Raw genomic sequence first — 16751 nt, 5'->3', positions numbered from 1 at the left:
TTCAGCACTGCGAAAGGGGGTCACAATATCCCATCCGGTATATCTGTATCATGCTTAGAGATAGCGGAGATAGACGTACACACTCGAGACGATGATCGTGAAGATCATAACGGGAAATGCGACCTTCATAAAGCTGAGGAAGGAGATCGGGCGTCCGCGCTGTGCCGCCATGGACGCGACGACGACGTTCGCACTCGCGCCGATGAGCGTGCCGTTGCCGCCGAGGCAGGCGCCAAGCGCGAGCGACCACCACATCGGGGTGAGGTCGCTGAGCCCCATTTGTCCCATATCCTGAATGAGCGGGATGAGCGTTGCAACGAACGGGATGTTGTCGATGAACGCGGAGGCAATCGCGCTCATCCACAGGATGAGCATCGCCGTCGCATCCTCGTTGCCGTTCGTGACCTTGATCGCCTCCGCTGCGAGCATCCGGATGACGCCCGTCTCGACAAGCGCACCGACGAGGATGAAGAGTCCGCCGAAGAAGAAGATCGCCGGCCATTCGATCTTTGAGAGCACCTTGGTGATCATATTCTCGTCTCGCGTCGCCGTGATGAGGAGCAGGAGCCCCGCGCCGAAGAGCGCGACGGTTGCGGACTCAAGACCAAGACTGCCGTGCAGGACGAAGAGCGTGATCGTGAGAGCGATGACGGCAAGGCATTTTCTGAGGAGTGTGTGATCCGTGATCTGCGCGCCCGCGGGGAGACGCATGATCTTTTCCTGGAGCTCCGGCTGTGTGTGCATCCCTTTTTTATAGAGGAAAATCAGGATGATCTGCACGAGCACGAAGATGAGGACGGAGATGAGCGTCAGGTTCGCAACAAAATCCATGAAGTCAAGCCCCACCGCGCTGCCGATCATGATGTTCGGCGGGTCGCCGATGAGCGTCGCCGTGCCGCCGATGTTGGAGGCTAGAATCTGCGATATGAGATACGGCATGACGTCCACCTTGAGCTGTGAGGTGATGCTGAACGTGATAGGGACGGTGAGGAGCACCGTCGTCACGTTGTCGAGCAGCGCGGAGCAGACCATCGTGATCGACGAGAGCACGACGAGCAGCGCAATCGGCTGTGCCTTTACTTTCTGTGCCGCCCATATCGCGAGGAAGTTAAAAAGCCCTGTCTCGCTTGTGATATTGACGATGATCATCATGCCCATGAGCAGTCCGATCGTATTGAAGTCGACGTGATGTACGGCCGTCTCCTGATCCAATATGCCAAAGAGGATCATGAGCATGGCGCCGAAAAGTCCGACAATGGTGCGGTGCACCTTTTCGGAGATGATGAGTGCATACGCGGCGACGAAGATCACGATCGCCACAGTTGTTGCTGTTTCCATCATTACACATCCTTCTTCTCACCAAGAGAAACGCATCACGTCGCCGTGATGATCACTTGGCGTCCGCTGCGCTTGATTTTGAGCTTGTAGTTCGTCACTTGCTCCTGTGCAAGCGTCAGCTTCAGCTCCATGAGCGCTCGGCCAAGTTCTTCCGTCTGCGCGGCGCTGAGCCCCGCACGCGCAAGGTCGGCGGGAGGTTCTTTTGCCGCCGCTCGGCGGGCGCGCTCCTCTTCCTCTTGCTCCCTGCGCAGCAGGGTCTCTTCGAGCGTCTCCTCGCCCTCGTGCCCCTGCATCATGGCTGTATCGGATAGACCTTTGGGAATCTTTGCCACGGCAAACCTCCTTATGCCGCTGCGGCGGCATGAACTATTGCCCGTGCGCGGGACTCACTTCACCTTGCTCCACGAGTCCTTCAGCCCGACAATACGGTTGAACACTATATGATCCGGCGTTGTGTCCGGGTCAACGACAAAGTAACCGACGCGCAGGAACTGATAGCTCGTCCCTGCCGCCGTAAGCGCAGCACTCGGCTCGATCTTCGCGTCCGTCAAAATCTCAAGGGAGTGCGGATTGAGCGCTGCGATGAAATCATCGTTCTCCTCTTCCTCGCTCTCCTCCGCACGCAGCAGACTGTCATAGAGACGAACCTCCGCCGTGAGCGCGTGCTGCGCCGAGACCCACTGGATCGTCCCCTTGACCTTCCGATTGGCCGCGGCGCCGCCGCTGCGCGTCTCGGGATCGTAGGTGCAGCGCAGTTCGACGAGATTGCCCGCTGCATCCTTGACGACTTCCTCGCATTTGATGATGTAGGCATGCTTGAGCCGCACCTCGCCGCCCGGTTTCAGGCGGAAGAATTTTTTCGGTGCACCCTCCATGAAGTCCTCACGGTCGATGTAGAGCTCGCGCCCGAACGGAACATAGCGATGCCCGCCGTGCGTCGGACTGTTCTCCGCCAAAAGATACTCCGTCTCTCCCGCAGGGTAGTTCGTGAGCACGAGCTTCACAGGGCGCAGCACCGCCATGATGCGCGGCGCGTGCCTGTTCAGCTCGTCGCGGACAGCGTGCTCGAGCATGGCGCTGTCCACCGTGCTGTTGCTCTTGGCGACGCCGATCTCCTCACAGAACGCGCGGATCGCGGCGGGCGGATACCCGCGGCGGCGCATTCCGGAGATGGTCGGCATCCGCGGATCGTCCCAGCCGCGCACATGCCCCTCCTCAACGAGTCGGCGCAGCTTGCGCTTGCTCGTGATCGCGCCCGAGAGGTTGAGCCGCGCGAACTCGATCTGACGCGGACGAGTGTTGACATCAAATCCCAGTGCTTCGAGCAGCCAGTTATAAAACGGGCGGTGCTCCTCGAACTCGAGCGTGCAGATCGAGTGCGTGATGCCCTCGATCGCATCCGAGAGCGGATGGGCAAAGTCATACATGGGGTAGATGCACCACGCGTCCCCCGTCCGGTGATGATGCGCATGGGCGATGCGGTAGATGACCGTATCGCGCAGAACGAGATTGGGCGATGCCATATCGATCTTTGCACGCAGGACACGCGAGCCGTCCGGAAACTCGCCCGCGCGCATCCGCCGGAAGAGGTCTAAGTTTTCCTCGACACTCCGATTGCGGTACGGGCTTTCCTTCCCCGGCTCGGTCAGCGTGCCGCGGTACGCGCGAATCTCATCCGCCGTGAGATCGTCCACATAGGCAAGTCCCTTTTCGATGAGCCGAACGGCATAATCGTAAAGCTGCTCAAAGTAATCCGAGGCATAGAAACGGCGGTCGTCCCACGAGAATCCGAGCCAGCGGATGTCCTCTTGAATGGAGGCCACATACTCGACGTCCTCTTTCGTCGGGTTCGTATCGTCAAAGCGCAGATTGCACAGTCCCCGGTAGTCCTCGGCGATGCCGAAGTTCAGGCAGATGGATTTAGCATGTCCGATATGCAGATAGCCGTTCGGCTCGGGCGGAAAGCGCGTATGAATGCCCGCCGTATGCTTCCCGCTGCGCAGATCATCGTCGATGATGTTCCGGATAAAATTCGATGTTTTCGCTGCTTCCGCCATTGCTTTGTCCCTCTATCCATATAATTCCATCTTGTCCTCTTCGCCGCAGCGGCGTGCCACATAGGCACGCATCCGTGCGACCCCCTCGGCAATGCCCGCCTGCGGGGGGAGACTCTCGATGAATGCGTCGATATAACCGCGGCTCTTGATGCGCCGCAGCGTCCATACAAAATTGATGTCGTAAATCCACATGAGCCGCACGATCTTGCGGTCGCCGTGCGTCCTGAGCCGATAGTAGTCCGCCTGACGTCCCGCCGCAAAGTCCGCGATAAAGTCCGGACTAACCTCCTGCGCCGCATCCGACGGCACGAATTTCGGCGCTTTGTCCGCCCCGTCGGGTGAGAGGAACGGCAGGAGGACGCGGTAGATGTCGAGTTTGTCCGCGTCGCGGATGAGCTTTGCGAAAAATATTTTTCGCCGATCGTTGCACGCGGGTATTTCCTTCTTATTGTGATATTTGATCGCGAATCGTACGAGTTCGGTATCCGCCGCGCATAGTTCGCTCAAGAGGTCGTGCTCCGCGATCACCTTCAATCCGAGTTCCGCGTGATCCTCCGACTGCGCATCGTTAAATGTTTGATAGACGGCATATTGACGAAACCGCCCCACATCGTGAAAGAGCCCGATGATCTCGGCGAGCGCCGTGTCGTGGGGCGTGCATCCGAGATGTCGCGCAAGCGCCCGCGCGTTCGCGGTCACATAGCCCGTGTGAATCTCCTTGAGCCGAATCCCGAGCATCACGTCGGCGTCGTCCGTGTGGTAGGAACGCATATAGGCGTGCATCCACGCGTGCATTTCGTGCAGGATTTCGTCCATATGCGTTCCTCCTTTCACATAGTCGTTTGACCCGCGCCGTTAATCGCAACCTTTTGCAGGAATCTGCGTGATCAACGCACCCGCGAGCAGGAGCGCGCATCCGCCGAGCTGCGCGGCGCTCATGACCTCACCGAGGATGAGCCAACCTGTGACGGCGGCAATCGCCGCCTCAAGCGAGAGAATCACCGCAGCCTGTGCGGGGCGCACATACGCCTGCCCGAGAATCTGACAGGTATAGGCGACGCCGCAGGAGAAGATACCGCCGTAGAGGATCGGCACCGCCGCCCCCACGACCGCAGCCCATGTGCACGTCTCGTAGAGAACCGCGAGCACCGTGCTCCCCACGACACAGACGAGGATCTGTACGAGACACAGCTCGATACCGTCCACCGCGCTGGCAAAACGGTCGATGAGCAGAATCTGCGCCATCCAAAAGAACGCGCTGACGAATACGATAACGTCGCCGATGTTGAGGTCGAACGATCCGTATGCCGAGAGGAAATACACGCCGAGGAATGCAAGCAGCGCGCCGATCCAGTTGACCGCGCGGATGCGCTGCCCGAGGAGCACCGCGCCGATCGGCACGAGGACGATGTAGAGCGTCGTGATGAACGCGGTCTTTCCCGCCGTGGTATAGAGCAGGGCGACCTGCTGCATTGTGACGCCCACGAACATGGCAAGCCCGACCGGAAGCCCTGCGCGAAAGCCGGAGCGATACGTTCCCGCCCGCCGCATCTGCGTGCGTTTTCCGCGATAGAGGAGCCACAGCAAGGTCAAGCACGCGGCGCCGAGTGTAAACCGCAGCGCCGCATAGGTATAGGGACCAAGCCCCTCCATGCCCACAACCTGCGCCACAAACGTCGTTCCCCAAAACAGCGACGCCGTGAGGAGCATCATTACACCGCGCAAGTTCCCCAATTACAACACCTTGGAGAGGAAGCTGCGCGTGCGCTCTTCCTGCGGATGCTCAAACACCTCGCGCGGCACGCCGGACTCGATGATGCGCCCGTCGTCCACAAAGAGCAGCCGGTCGCCCACCTCTCGGGCAAAGCCCATCTCGTGCGTCACAATGACCATCGTCATGCCCTCCTCGGCGAGCGAGCGCATGACGTCAAGCACCTCGCCGACCATCTCGGGGTCGAGTGCCGAGGTCGGCTCGTCAAAGAGCATGACCTTCGGATGCATCGCAAGCGCGCGTGCAATCGCCACGCGCTGCTGCTGCCCGCCCGAGAGGTTGTCGGGGTAGGCGTCCGCCTTCTCCGCGAGTCCCACGCGCGTGAGGAGCGCGCGCGCCGTCTGCTCCGCCTCGCCGCGCGCCGTGTGCCGCACTTTCAGCGGCGCGAGCATGATATTTTCAAGCACCGTCATATGGGGAAAGAGGTTAAAGCGTTGGAACACCATGCCGACCTCTTCGCGCACCTTGTTGATATTTGCCTCACTCGAAAGTGTGATGCCGTCGACGACGACCTCGCCCACCGTCGGCTCTTCGAGATGGTTCATGCAGCGAAGGAGCGTGCTCTTACCGGAACCGGAGGGACCGATGATGACGACGACTTCCTTCTCGTCGATTGAGAGGTCAATCCCTTTCAGAACCTCGTCCTTGCCGAACGACTTGCGCAGTCCTTTGATCTCAATCATTGACCCGGTACCTCCGTTCCAAATACGCGACAAGGCGCGAGATTGTGAGCGTCATCGCGAGATAGATGACGGCGACGCTCAGCCAGATCTCCATCGAGCCGTATGTTTTGGCGATGATGAGCTGTCCGCGGCGCGTCAGCTCCTCGAACCCAATGACCGAGACGAGGGACGAGTCCTTCAGCATCGCGATGAACTCGTTGCCGAGCGGCGGGATCACGCGTTTGAACGCCTGCGGCACAATGATGTAGCGCATCGTCTGTATCCACGTCATGCCGAGCGAGCGCCCCGCCTCCATCTGCCCTGCGTCCACGGACTGAATGCCCGCACGAAAGATCTCCGCCACATATGCGCCGGAGTTGATGCCGCAGGCGGAGATCGCCGCGATGAAGGGATCGATGCGCTGTCCCGTGATGACGGGGAGTGCAAAGTAAAAGAGGAAGATCTGCACGAGCAGCGGCGTCCCGCGGAAGAACTCCACATAGACCTCCGCGAGCATCCGCAGCGGCTTGAGCTTCGATATGCGCGCCACAGCGACGATGAGACCGACGATGAAGCCGATCGTCGTGGAAAGTACCGTGATCTGTATCGTCACCCCCGCGCCGACCAGCAGCAGCGGGAACGAGTTCACGATCAAATTCATGTCTAAATTCATAAGCACATCCCGATTCAATCATATTTTTGCGTTGTATAAAAACTCAGTTTCTATTATACCCTCTCAGAAAATGAATAGCAACAAGCGTTAATGAAAAATTCGGATAATCCTATATTCCATCTAAAATTATAAAAATCAATTCGGACGATATGATAATAAATCTAAATCGAATAAAAACTAGCATATCATGCATGTTTTGATAAAGATAAAAAACATAAAAAGACCGCCGTATACCAATATCTAATACGGCAGTCTTCCCTTTATGCTTTTGCCCACGCGGTGATACCCGCGATATCTCGCGGAGAGGTGCGGCAGCATCCGCCGATGATGCGCGCCCCCGCCGTACGCCAGCGCCGCGCTCCGGCGGCAAAGTCCTCCGCCGTGCCGTGCCACGATTTATCCGAGACACTATAATCCTCACCCGAGTTTGGATAGACGACGACAGGCTTATCTGTCTCGCGCCGTATCGCATGGATCAAGTCCTCTACATACTGCGGTGCGGTACAGTTCACACCGACTGCCGCAGCCTCCGGCACAGTATCCAGGAAGCGCGCACAGTCCGTAATCGGCGTGCCGTCGGAGATGTGTGCCCCGTCGCGGCAGGAGAACGAAAACCACGCAGGGATGCGTATCTCCTTTTCACGCAACGCGCGCACGATCGCTTGCGCCTCCGTCAGACACGGCAGCGTCTCACACGCGAGAAGGTCGGGCTGCCCCTCCGCAAGAAGGACGAGGCGCTCCGCATGGAACGCCGACAGCGTCTCTTCATTCACGCCGTAGTCGCCGCGGTACTCCGAGCCGTCGGCAAGATACGCGCCGTAGGGACCGACGGACGCAGCGACGAGCGGCGCCCCGCCGCTTTTTTCACGCCGATCCGACGAACAGGAAGTCTGCTCCTCCCGTGTGGATTCCTCTTGCGCATGATATTCGTCTGCGAGAGATTCCAAGCAATATATATCGCGCGCCTCGCGTGCGAGCTCCACGGATCGTACGATGAGCGCAGCTGCTTGTTCCTCCGTAAAGCCTTTTTTCACAAAGCCCTCGACCGTCGCCTGATAGCTCGCGCTCGTCACGATGTCCGCACCCGCGCGCAGATAGTCGAGATGGACGTCCCGCACGAGATCGGGACGCTCAAAGATCGCCTTCGCCGACCACAGCGCGTCGTTCACCGAGAAGCCGCGCGCCTCCAGCTCCGTTGCAAACGCCCCGTCAAGTACAAGGATATTTGACACAGCAAGACGTTCTTCTATGATATTCAACACAGACCTCCCTCACTGCACCGGCGGTTCTTTGCCGAACCACTTGCGGTAGATTTCCGCATACGTCCCGTTTTCCTTGATCGTACGAAGTCCTGCATTAAGCTGACCAAGAAGCTCGGTATTCCCCTTCTTAACGGCGATGCCGAGATCCTCTTGATTGATCTGCGCGGGCACTACTTTTGCGATGCCCTTGCCGCGTCCCTGCACATAGTATTCGTCGACAGGCGTATCGTTCACCACCGCGTCAACGCCGCCGTTCTGCAGATCCAGGAATGCGTCGGAAATCGTGCTGTACTCGCGCAGCTGCACCTCAGGAATGGTCGCACCGACCTCTGCTCCCGTCGAACCAATCGTCACGCCGACCTTTTGACCGCGCAGATCCTCAAACGCGTTATAACGCGTCTCATCTGCACGAACGACAATGCTCAGCCCCGCCTTATAATACGAATCGGTGAAATCCACGCTCTTCGCGCGCTCCTCGTTGATGGTCATATCCGATATAGCGATGTCGAGATCACCTGTCTGGAGCGCGGGGATCAGACCGTCAAAATTGAGATTCTTGATCTCGACCTCATGCCCCTGCGCTGCGGCAATCGCATGGATGATGTCGATGTCATAGCCTACATAGGCATGCGTCTTCTCATCCTGAAATCCAAACGGTGCATAGCTCGCATCCGTACCGACGCGCCATTTTCCGCCCTGCTCCGATGCCTCATTTGTACCGCCGCATCCCGCCGCAGCAAAAATGACCGCAGTGCCGAAGAGGAGCGGCACAATGTATTTTGATAATATCACGATAAATCATCTCCATTTCATATATACTAAATATGTTTTACATATATTACATGAAATTATGCACCGTGTCAACAGAAAGAATTTTTCGTGAATCAATATAACAAAAAGAGCATCCTCGTGTCCGGCACGTTGATGCTCTCTATCGTTTCCTATGCTGTTAAATGAGATTGTGTGCGCGCAGCGCCGCCTCGATCTGCGCCGTATGTGCAGGCTCCGGTTCCGAGAGAGGCATACGGAGCGTGCCCGTATTGTAGCCCAGCATCCGCATCGCGGTTTTGACGGGGATCGGGTTGACCTCGCAGAAAAGCGCGTCGATGAGATCGGCGTATGCGATCTGGAGCCGTGTGGCTTCGGTGACATTGCCGTCAAAGTAATTTTGGCAGATATCGTGCGCAATGCGCGGTGCGACGTTCGATAGGACGGAGATGACGCCCTGTCCCCCGAGCGAGAGAATCGGCACGATCTGATCGTCGTTGCCCGAGTATAGCACGAGGTCGTCCCCCGCCGCCGCACGCAGGCGCAGAATCGCCGAAAGATCGCCGCTTGCCTCCTTCACCCCGACGATGCGCGGGTGTTTCGCAAGCGCGGCATAGGTCTCCGTCTTGATGCACACGCCCGTACGCGACGGCACATTGTAGAGGATCGCGGGGATGTTCACGCTGTCCGCGATCTTCGTATAATGTGCAATCAGCCCGTTCTGCGTGCATTTATTGTAATACGGCGTCACGAGGAGCAGCGCATCCGCGCCCACACGTTCCGCATACTGCGAGAGCTGCACGGCGTACGTTGTGTCATTCGATCCCGTGCCCGCGATGACGGGGATGCGTCCGCGCGTGTGCTCCACAGCGAACCGAATCGCCTCTTTATGTTCCTCATCCGAAGTCGTTGAGGACTCTCCCGTCGTTCCTGTGATGATGATGGCGTCCGTGCCGCCCGCAATCTGATCGTCAATGATACGCCCGAGTTCCGGATAGTTGATGCCCGTCTCTGTAAACGGCGTGATGATCGCAACACCCGCACCGCGGAAAATAGGCTTCTTCATGGAAAACTCCTCCTCAAAATCATCTGCCGCCATTATCCCACGCCGGGCGTCAAAAGTCAAAAGTTTTCACGGATGTATTCATTAGATATGCAGTGCGGGACGCACCTCGCCAAAGAGCGCCGCGTTCTCCTTGAGCTTCTCTTCGCCGCCGAGCACGCAGCGCACATCGGCGCGCATGGCGTCCTCGATGAGCGGCGCGAGGGCGCGGATATCCGCCTGCGTTGCCGTGAGGATCTCGTCGCGGGCGCGCTGGCGATCCTCCTGCGTGATGCCGCGCAGGTAGAATGTCACTGCCATATCTCCTTTCATCTGCGGCGTGAGCGGCGCGTCGACGCCGCTCATCGTGCCGATGATGAATTTATCCATCTCGCGGTCGGATGCGTCGAATGCGCGGATATAGTCCGCCGTCTCGTCAAAGATGCGGAAGGTCTCAGCAAGGTTCGGATCGCGATAGGACGCGAGCACCATGAACCCGTTGCGATTGAACTGCGTCATCGCGCCGTACGCGCCGCCCTGCACACGGATGCGCGTCCAGAAATAATCGTAGCGGAGCAGCGTCTCGAGCACGCGGAGCGCGCCCGTATAGCGATGCCCGAGCTTGATGAAGTTCGCGCCCTTTGCGACGTACTGGACGCGGCTCTGCGTCGTCAGCCCCTCGTTGCGCGCCGCGATCTCCCATGTATAGGACGCCGCGGGGAACTTCTCCTGCGATAGTTTCTCTTGGAATGCCGCGAGCTGCGCCGCGATCTCATCGTATACCGCCGCGGGCGCGGTGATGCCGATCATGAGGTCGTTGCGGTTAAAGATCTGCGGCAGGATACGCGCAAATGCCGCCTGCATCTCGGCGTGGCGCGCGTCGAAATTCTCCTGAAAGGCGGAAAGGAAGTCGTGGAACGGCAGTCCGCCCGTCTCCGCATAGCGTCCCGACGGCATGAGGTACGCTGCGATCCGCGATGCGACGACCTGATTCGCCGCGCGCTGGAGCGAGAGCTCCATGCCCGTCTTGTCCTCGTCGATCAGCTCGCGCACACGCTTTGCACCGGAGTAATCGCTCTCCGTCATCATCTCTGTGAGGAGATCGAGGAGACGCGGCAGGTTTTCACGCAGGACTTTTGCACGCAGCTTGTAGCGCGGCGCGAGTGAATCCGGTTCCCCCGCGCGCGTATAGGCAACGATGTCCCCGCCGATACCGCCCGTGTAAAGGTTCCTTTGCACCGCAAGGTCGGCGTAGCTGCGCCGTGCCGTATCGACCGCGCCGAACATCTCCGCAAGGAGGTATGCGTACGGCAGATCGCTCTGCGCAACAGCCGCCAGTGAAAAGTAGAAATTCAGATAGACGATGCCGCTCGTCTCAATATCGGCATAGAGTATCTTTGTCCCCGCAATATCACGCACCTCGAGCGGCAGCGGCTCCGCGTCGGGGCGAATGTCCGAACGCGAGAGGATGGGGATCGTCGCAAGTGCTTCCGCAGTGTCGGGCGCTTCCTGCGCCGCCTTAAGCGCGGCGCAGTCCTCTATGACGCGGGCGATGTCCGCGGCGGACATCGCCGCTTTTTTTTCTGCGAGGATCTTCTCCTGCGCCGCCTCACGCTCTCTGCCGACCGTTCGGCTTGGCGCGAGCGTCACAAGCGCCTCGTGCGTATTTTCGAGGAAGGCTTCGCGGATCAATTGCTCGAAATAGCCTTTTTCCAGCCCGTCCTTGAGGTCTCTGAGCGCGTCCTCATAGTGCAGATAGGTCTCCGGCGCGCCGTCATAGAGCCACATTTTCATCATGCGGATGCCGTAGATGAGCCCCTTCGGCGAGGTACCGAAATCCGACTCGCGCAGACGGAACTCGATCGTATTGAGCGCGGCGCGGATCAGCGTCCGGTCGAGCCCGCCGTCCGCGAGCTTCGTTAGCGTCTCCTTGATCACGTGCACGAATGCATCCGCACGCGCCGTCTCCGATTTGCTCACCACGATGCTAAAGAACGGCTGGAGGACGTCGCTCTCGTAGTTGGAATCGACATCCCGCCCGAGCCCCGCGTCGATGAGCGCCTGACGCAGCGGCGCGCCCTGCATCCGCAGCAGCGCATGGTCGAGGATCTGGATCGCCATCACGCGCTTCATATCCGCCGTATCGCCGATGACCCAGCTCAGCGAGAGAAACGCGTTCTCCTCGAGTGAATCCTCCGCGCCGACGGGGTAGAAATGCTCCTTTGTCACGCGCGCCGGGAACGGCGCCTGCCGCTCGATGCGCGAGGGCACGGGAATCCGATCGAAATGCGAGAGATACTCCCTGTCGAGATACGCAAGTTTCTCCTCAATGTCCACATCGCCATAGAGATAGATATAGCTGTTCGACGGATGGTAATAGCGCGCGTGGAAGTCGAGGAACATCTCGCGCGTGAGCGAGGGAATTGCGTCCGGATCGCCGCCCGACTCGCATCCGTACGTCGTATCCGGGTAGAGCGCCGCCATGATGCGGCTGCCGAGCAGATCATCCGGCGCCGAGAGCGCGCCCTTCATCTCGTTGTAGACAACGCCGCTGTAACGGAGCGGCGCACCCGCATCGTCTAGTTCGTAATGCCAGCCCTCCTGCATGAGCACCCGCGGATTCTCACGCATCGCGGGGTAAAATACCGCGTCGAGATAGACGTCCATCAGATTTTGGAAATCGCGCGCATTGCGGCTCGCCACAGGGTACATCGTCTTGTCCGGGAACGTCATCGCGTTCAGGAACGTATTGAGCGAGCCCTTCACCAGCTCCACAAACGGCTCTTTGAGCGGATACTTGCGCGACCCGCAGAGCACCGAGTGCTCAATGATATGCGCGACGCCCGTATCGTCCGTCGGCGGCGTGCGGAAGCTGATCGAAAAGACCTTGTTGTCGTCCGGCGTCTCTAAGAAAAAGAGACGCGCCCCCGTCTTTTCATGGACAAACGTATATCCCGTTCCGTTTGTTTCCTTTATCTGCGACACGCCGATCAGGCGAAATCCATGTACGATGTCATCTATCTTCATATATCTTCCTCCTTCGTAATCTCTGCCATTATATCACAGGGAGGCTGATTCTCAAAATGTGTTGAAGAGGAGACATATTTTCTCAAAAAAGGAGCTGCACAGTTAGGTCAAGGGGTTCTTTCAACCTAACCGCACAGCTCCTTTATACGTGAGCCCTATTTATGGAGACCATTGCCCTGCCCTACAGCGGCGGAAACGCTTTCTCAGGGTACATCTCCTGCGCCGCCGCGTCATAGCGCCCGATGCCAAGGAACACACTACCGCTGTAGACGCGGTACAGACCCTCGCAAAGCGCGTCGTTCCGCTCCGTGGTAGAGAGTCCGCTGTAAAACGCCTTGACGCGCGCAGGGTCGAGTTCATAGCGCGGGATATGCCCGAGGACTTCATCAGGCGTGCACAGTGCCTCCGTGCGTACATTGGCTAGTTCTTCGAGCGTATAGGAGTCACTCAGATAAAATTCCCCGACACGCGTACGCAGGAGGAACCGCAGGAGCGCGGGCAGTCCGAGCTTTGCGCCGATGTCCATGCAGAGTGTGCGGATGTATGTCCCCTTGGAACAGTCGACGTCAAAGAGAATGCTATGCCGCGCAGGATTGTATTCAAGAAACGTAATGCCGTAAATCTCCACGCGCCGCACGGGAATCTCGACACCTGCGCCGCTGCGCGCGAGGTTATAGGCGCGCTTGCCGCCGATCTTTATCGCGGAATGCGCGGGCGGCCGCTGATCTATTGTGCCGATAAACCCAACGAGCGTTTTGATGACGACGTCCTCCGGCGGAAAGGAAAATGCCGGCAGTGATTCCGTGACCGTGCCGTAGACGTCGCCCGTATCGGTCGCGCATCCGAAAGACAGCTCGGCGCGATAGGATTTGTCCGCGATCTCCATGTACTCGATGAGACGCGCCGCGCGTCCAAGCGCGACGGGGAGCACGCCCGCCGCCGCTGGATCCAGTGTGCCGGCGTGTCCCACGCGTTTTTGCTTAAAAATACGCCGCACGACATCAATGACATCGTGCGACGACATTCCCGGCGGTTTCAATACGTTGATGAATCCGTCCATATTATTCGCTTAGTCCCCTCCCGATGGCGGCGAGGATCATGCTGCGCGCCTCGTCAAACGGTGCGTGCAGGGTACAGCCCGCCGCGCGGATATGCCCGCCGCCGTCAAATTCCTGCGCGATGCGCGAGACGTTGACGCCCTTGGAGCGCATACTGACGCGGTAGGTATCGTGTTCGAGCCACTTCATGAAGAATACGATCTGCGTTCCCTCAATGACGCGGAGCTTATCGAGCAGTCCCTCGGTCGTTTTGACCTCTTTCGCACGCTCCTCATCGATGAATACGGCGGCGACTTTGCCGTCATAGAACATCTCGAGGTTTCGGATCGCGCGCACCTGCGCCATGACCTCGTCGTAGGATTTCATCTCCATGGCGACGGAGATGATGTTCGGCTTCACGCCGATCTCGATGAGATCCGCCGCCGTGCGCATCGTGTGCGGCGTGGTATTGGAGAATCGGAAGAATCCCGTGTCCGTCGCGATCCCCGTGTAGAGACAGGTCGCCATATCGAGTGAGCATGTGCCGCCCATCTCGCGGATGATCTCGCACATGATCTCGCAAGTCGCAGCGCGGCTCGGATCGAGGTAAAGGTACTCGGCTTCCTCGTCGTTCGTGACATGATGGTCGATGTTGAGCACGCGTACCGCATCGACGGACGGGACAACCGCCCCTGTGCGCCGCAGTTCGACATCGCAGACAACAAGAAGGTCGGCGGTATAGCGTTCGCCCTCTGCAGGGCGCTCGATCAGATCGAGCCCCGGCAGTACGCGGAACGTGCGTGGGAGCTCGTCGTCGATGAGGACGCGCGCATCCTTGCCGAGGCTGCGGAGGAAATGCATGAGTCCCAGCGTCGATCCGATGGAGTCGCCGTCAGGACGGATGTGTGAAGTCAAAATGACGGTCTGTGCATCGTGCAGGAGACGCGCCGTATCGGTCAGATTGATTTTCATAGGGTCTCCTCCCGCGCCCCTGCAGGTTTTTCCTCATGAAGGGTGTTCAGTATGCGCTGGATATGATCGCTGTAATTCAGCGAGGTGTCGAGCGCAAAGCTGATCTCAGGGGTAAAGCGCAGTCGGATGCGTCTGCCGATCTCGCGTCGGACATATCCGAGCGCACGATTCAGCCCTGCAAGACTCTCCTGCACGCCCTTTTCATCCCCCATGACGCTGACATAGATCTTCGCCTCGCGGAGATCCTCGGTACAGGCGACGGATGTGACGGTCACAAAGCCGATGCGCGGATCCTTCAGATCATGGAGAATGATGTCGCTGATCTCCTGTTTCATTAACTCTTGGACTTTTTCAACGCGAACCTTAGACAAGCCGTCACGCTCCTTTCTTACTCCTCGGGCGCAGCCTCCGCTTGTGCCGCGGCTGCAGCTGCCGCCTGTGCCTCACGCTTTTCCTCGGCTGCTTTATTCGCCTCGGCGATGGAGGTTTCGATCTCCTCCATCGTATAGGCTTCGATGATGTCGCCCTCGGCGAAATCCTTGTAATCGACGATGGAAATGCCGCATTCGTAGCCCGCGGCGACTTCCTTCACCTCGTCCTTGAACCGACGCAGGGAGTCGATCTCTCCGTCGAACAGCTCCACGTTGTCACGCAGGATGCGGATCTTCGAATTGTTGTGAATCTTGCCCTCGAGGACGTACGAGCCCGCGACAAGCGCCTTGGAGAATCGCATAACCTGACGAATCTCAACGCGTCCCTGAATAACCTCTTTGTATTTCGGCTTGAGCATGCCGCTCATCGCATCCTTGACGTCGTTCAGCGCGTCGTAAATGACGCGGTAGGTGCGGATGTCGACGTTCTCGGTGTCCGCGAGACGGCGTGCGTTTGCATCCGGTCGGACGTTGAACGCGATGACGATCGCGCCCGACGCCGTTGCGAGCATGATGTCGGACTCGCTGACCGCACCGACGCCCGAATGGACGATGTTGACGCGTACTTCGTCGTTCTTGTTGAGTCCGAGCAGTGCGTTGTTCAGCGCTTCGACAGAGCCCTGCACGTCCGCCTTGACGACGATGTTGAGATCCTTGATGTCGCCCTGCTGGATCTGCTGGAAGAGTGCGTCGAGCGAGACGCTCTTAGACTTGATGAGATCGCGGCGCTGGTTGCCGAGACGTGCCTCGGCGATGGAGCGCGCCTGTTTTTCGTCGACGGCGGCGAGGATGTCGCCCGCCGACGGGACATCGTTCAGTCCCAAAATCTCAACCGGCATGGAGGGTCCCGCCTTCTTGACGTTATCCCCGCGGTCGTTGATCATCGCGCGCACATGTCCGTATGCTGTGCCGACGACGATGGAGTCGCCGATGCGCAGGGTGCCGCTCTGCACGAGGACGGTCGCAACGGAGCCGCGCCCCTTGTCGAGTTTTGCCTCGATGATGACGCCGCGCGCTTCGCGGTTCGGATTTGCCTTCAGCTCCTCCACCTCGGCGACGAGCAGGATGTTCTCGAGGAGTTCGTCAATGCCCATGCGCTGTTTTGCAGATACCGGCACCATGATGGTCTCGCCGCCGTATTCCTCGGCGACCAGTCCGTACTCCATGAGTTCCTGCTTGACGCGCTCGGGGTTCGCGCCGGGCTTATCAATTTTGTTGATGGCGATGATGATGGGGACATTCGCCGATTTTGCATGATCGATCGCCTCGACTGTCTGCGGCATTACACCGTCGTCTGCCGCAACGACAAGGATCGCGACGTCCGTAATCTGCGCGCCGCGCGCACGCATCGCCGTGAACGCCTCGTGTCCGGGGGTATCGAGGAATACGATCTTCTTGCCCTGACAGATCACCTGATAGGCACCGATGTGCTGTGTGATGCCGCCCGCCTCGTGCGTGCTGACGGAGGTGTTGCGGATCGCGTCGAGCAGCGAGGTCTTGCCGTGGTCGACGTGTCCCATGACGGTGACGACGGGCGGACGCTCTTTGAGCGTCTTCGGATCGTCGACGATCTCGGGGATCAGCGTCGGATCGACATCCGGCGGCAGCTCCTCGGTCGTGACGCCGAACTCGGCGGCAACGAGGGTTGCCGTGTCGAAATCGATCTCCTGATTGATGCTCGCCATGACGCCCATGAGGAGCAGTTTCTTGA

General features: G+C 58.9%; 15 protein-coding genes. All 15 read right to left on the bottom strand.

The window, feature by feature from the left end; all coding sequences use genetic code 11:
* Positions 1-54 precede the first annotated feature (54 nt).
* Positions 55-1341 carry an ArsB/NhaD family transporter gene (locus HMPREF9162_RS00340; RefSeq protein ID WP_009438039.1) on the bottom strand — a complete coding sequence of 429 codons (1287 nt, stop codon included), beginning with the start codon at positions 1339-1341 and terminating at the stop codon, positions 55-57.
* A gap of 32 nt (positions 1342-1373) precedes the next feature.
* Positions 1374-1670, bottom strand: a complete 297-nt coding sequence (locus tag HMPREF9162_RS00335; protein WP_009438048.1) for a hypothetical protein — start codon at positions 1668-1670, stop codon at positions 1374-1376.
* Positions 1671-1724: 54 nt separating this feature from the next.
* Positions 1725-3395 (bottom strand): glutamine--tRNA ligase/YqeY domain fusion protein, encoded by a 1671-nt coding sequence (locus HMPREF9162_RS00330; protein ID WP_009438038.1) that lies wholly within the window; start codon positions 3393-3395, stop codon positions 1725-1727.
* A gap of 12 nt (positions 3396-3407) precedes the next feature.
* The gene (locus HMPREF9162_RS00325; protein ID WP_009438106.1) at positions 3408-4211 is read right to left on the bottom strand and encodes an HD domain-containing protein; all 804 of its coding nucleotides are present in this window, start codon (positions 4209-4211) and stop codon (positions 3408-3410) included.
* 39 nt (positions 4212-4250) lie between these two features.
* A complete protein-coding gene (locus tag HMPREF9162_RS00320) occupies positions 4251-5108 on the bottom strand; it encodes a DMT family transporter (protein WP_037349992.1) in 858 nt (285 codons plus the stop codon).
* A 21-nt stretch (positions 5109-5129) separates the two neighbouring features.
* Complete coding sequence (locus HMPREF9162_RS00315; RefSeq protein ID WP_009438000.1) at positions 5130-5849, bottom strand: amino acid ABC transporter ATP-binding protein; 720 nt, start codon at positions 5847-5849, stop codon at positions 5130-5132.
* Positions 5842-6501 carry an amino acid ABC transporter permease gene (locus HMPREF9162_RS00310; RefSeq protein ID WP_009438070.1) on the bottom strand — a complete coding sequence of 220 codons (660 nt, stop codon included), beginning with the start codon at positions 6499-6501 and terminating at the stop codon, positions 5842-5844. Before HMPREF9162_RS00310 ends, HMPREF9162_RS00315 begins: the two co-directional genes overlap by 8 nt.
* A gap of 260 nt (positions 6502-6761) precedes the next feature.
* Positions 6762-7760 carry a homocysteine S-methyltransferase gene (gene mmuM / locus HMPREF9162_RS00305; RefSeq protein WP_009438145.1) on the bottom strand — a complete coding sequence of 333 codons (999 nt, stop codon included), beginning with the start codon at positions 7758-7760 and terminating at the stop codon, positions 6762-6764.
* 12 nt (positions 7761-7772) lie between these two features.
* Complete coding sequence (locus HMPREF9162_RS00300) at positions 7773-8555, bottom strand: basic amino acid ABC transporter substrate-binding protein (protein WP_009438101.1); 783 nt, start codon at positions 8553-8555, stop codon at positions 7773-7775.
* 157 nt (positions 8556-8712) lie between these two features.
* Positions 8713-9597, bottom strand: coding sequence for a 4-hydroxy-tetrahydrodipicolinate synthase (dapA, locus tag HMPREF9162_RS00295; RefSeq protein WP_026761520.1), 885 nt, complete (start codon positions 9595-9597; stop codon positions 8713-8715).
* An 81-nt stretch (positions 9598-9678) separates the two neighbouring features.
* Positions 9679-12600, bottom strand: coding sequence for an insulinase family protein (locus HMPREF9162_RS00290; protein WP_009438125.1), 2922 nt, complete (start codon positions 12598-12600; stop codon positions 9679-9681).
* Between the two features lie 181 nt (positions 12601-12781).
* Positions 12782-13660: a tRNA pseudouridine(55) synthase TruB gene (truB, locus tag HMPREF9162_RS00285; protein ID WP_009438029.1), complete on the bottom strand. Its 879-nt coding sequence runs from the start codon at positions 13658-13660 to the stop codon at positions 12782-12784.
* Position 13661: 1 nt separating this feature from the next.
* Positions 13662-14609, bottom strand: a complete 948-nt coding sequence (locus HMPREF9162_RS00280) for a bifunctional oligoribonuclease/PAP phosphatase NrnA (protein WP_009438090.1) — start codon at positions 14607-14609, stop codon at positions 13662-13664.
* A complete protein-coding gene (rbfA, locus tag HMPREF9162_RS00275) occupies positions 14606-14980 on the bottom strand; it encodes a 30S ribosome-binding factor RbfA (protein WP_009437999.1) in 375 nt (124 codons plus the stop codon). The genes HMPREF9162_RS00280 and rbfA overlap by 4 nt, the downstream gene beginning before the upstream one ends.
* 17 nt (positions 14981-14997) lie before the next feature.
* Positions 14998-16751: translation initiation factor IF-2 (gene infB, locus HMPREF9162_RS00270; RefSeq protein WP_009438049.1), on the bottom strand; the 1754-nt coding region annotated here is incomplete at its 5' end.

It is taken from the genome of Selenomonas sp. oral taxon 137 str. F0430, from assembly GCF_000183625.1.
Classification (GTDB): domain Bacteria; phylum Bacillota; class Negativicutes; order Selenomonadales; family Selenomonadaceae; genus Centipeda; species Centipeda artemidis.
The sequence above is the reverse complement of the archived record's forward strand: the minus strand, read 5'-3'. Positions and strand labels throughout refer to the sequence as shown.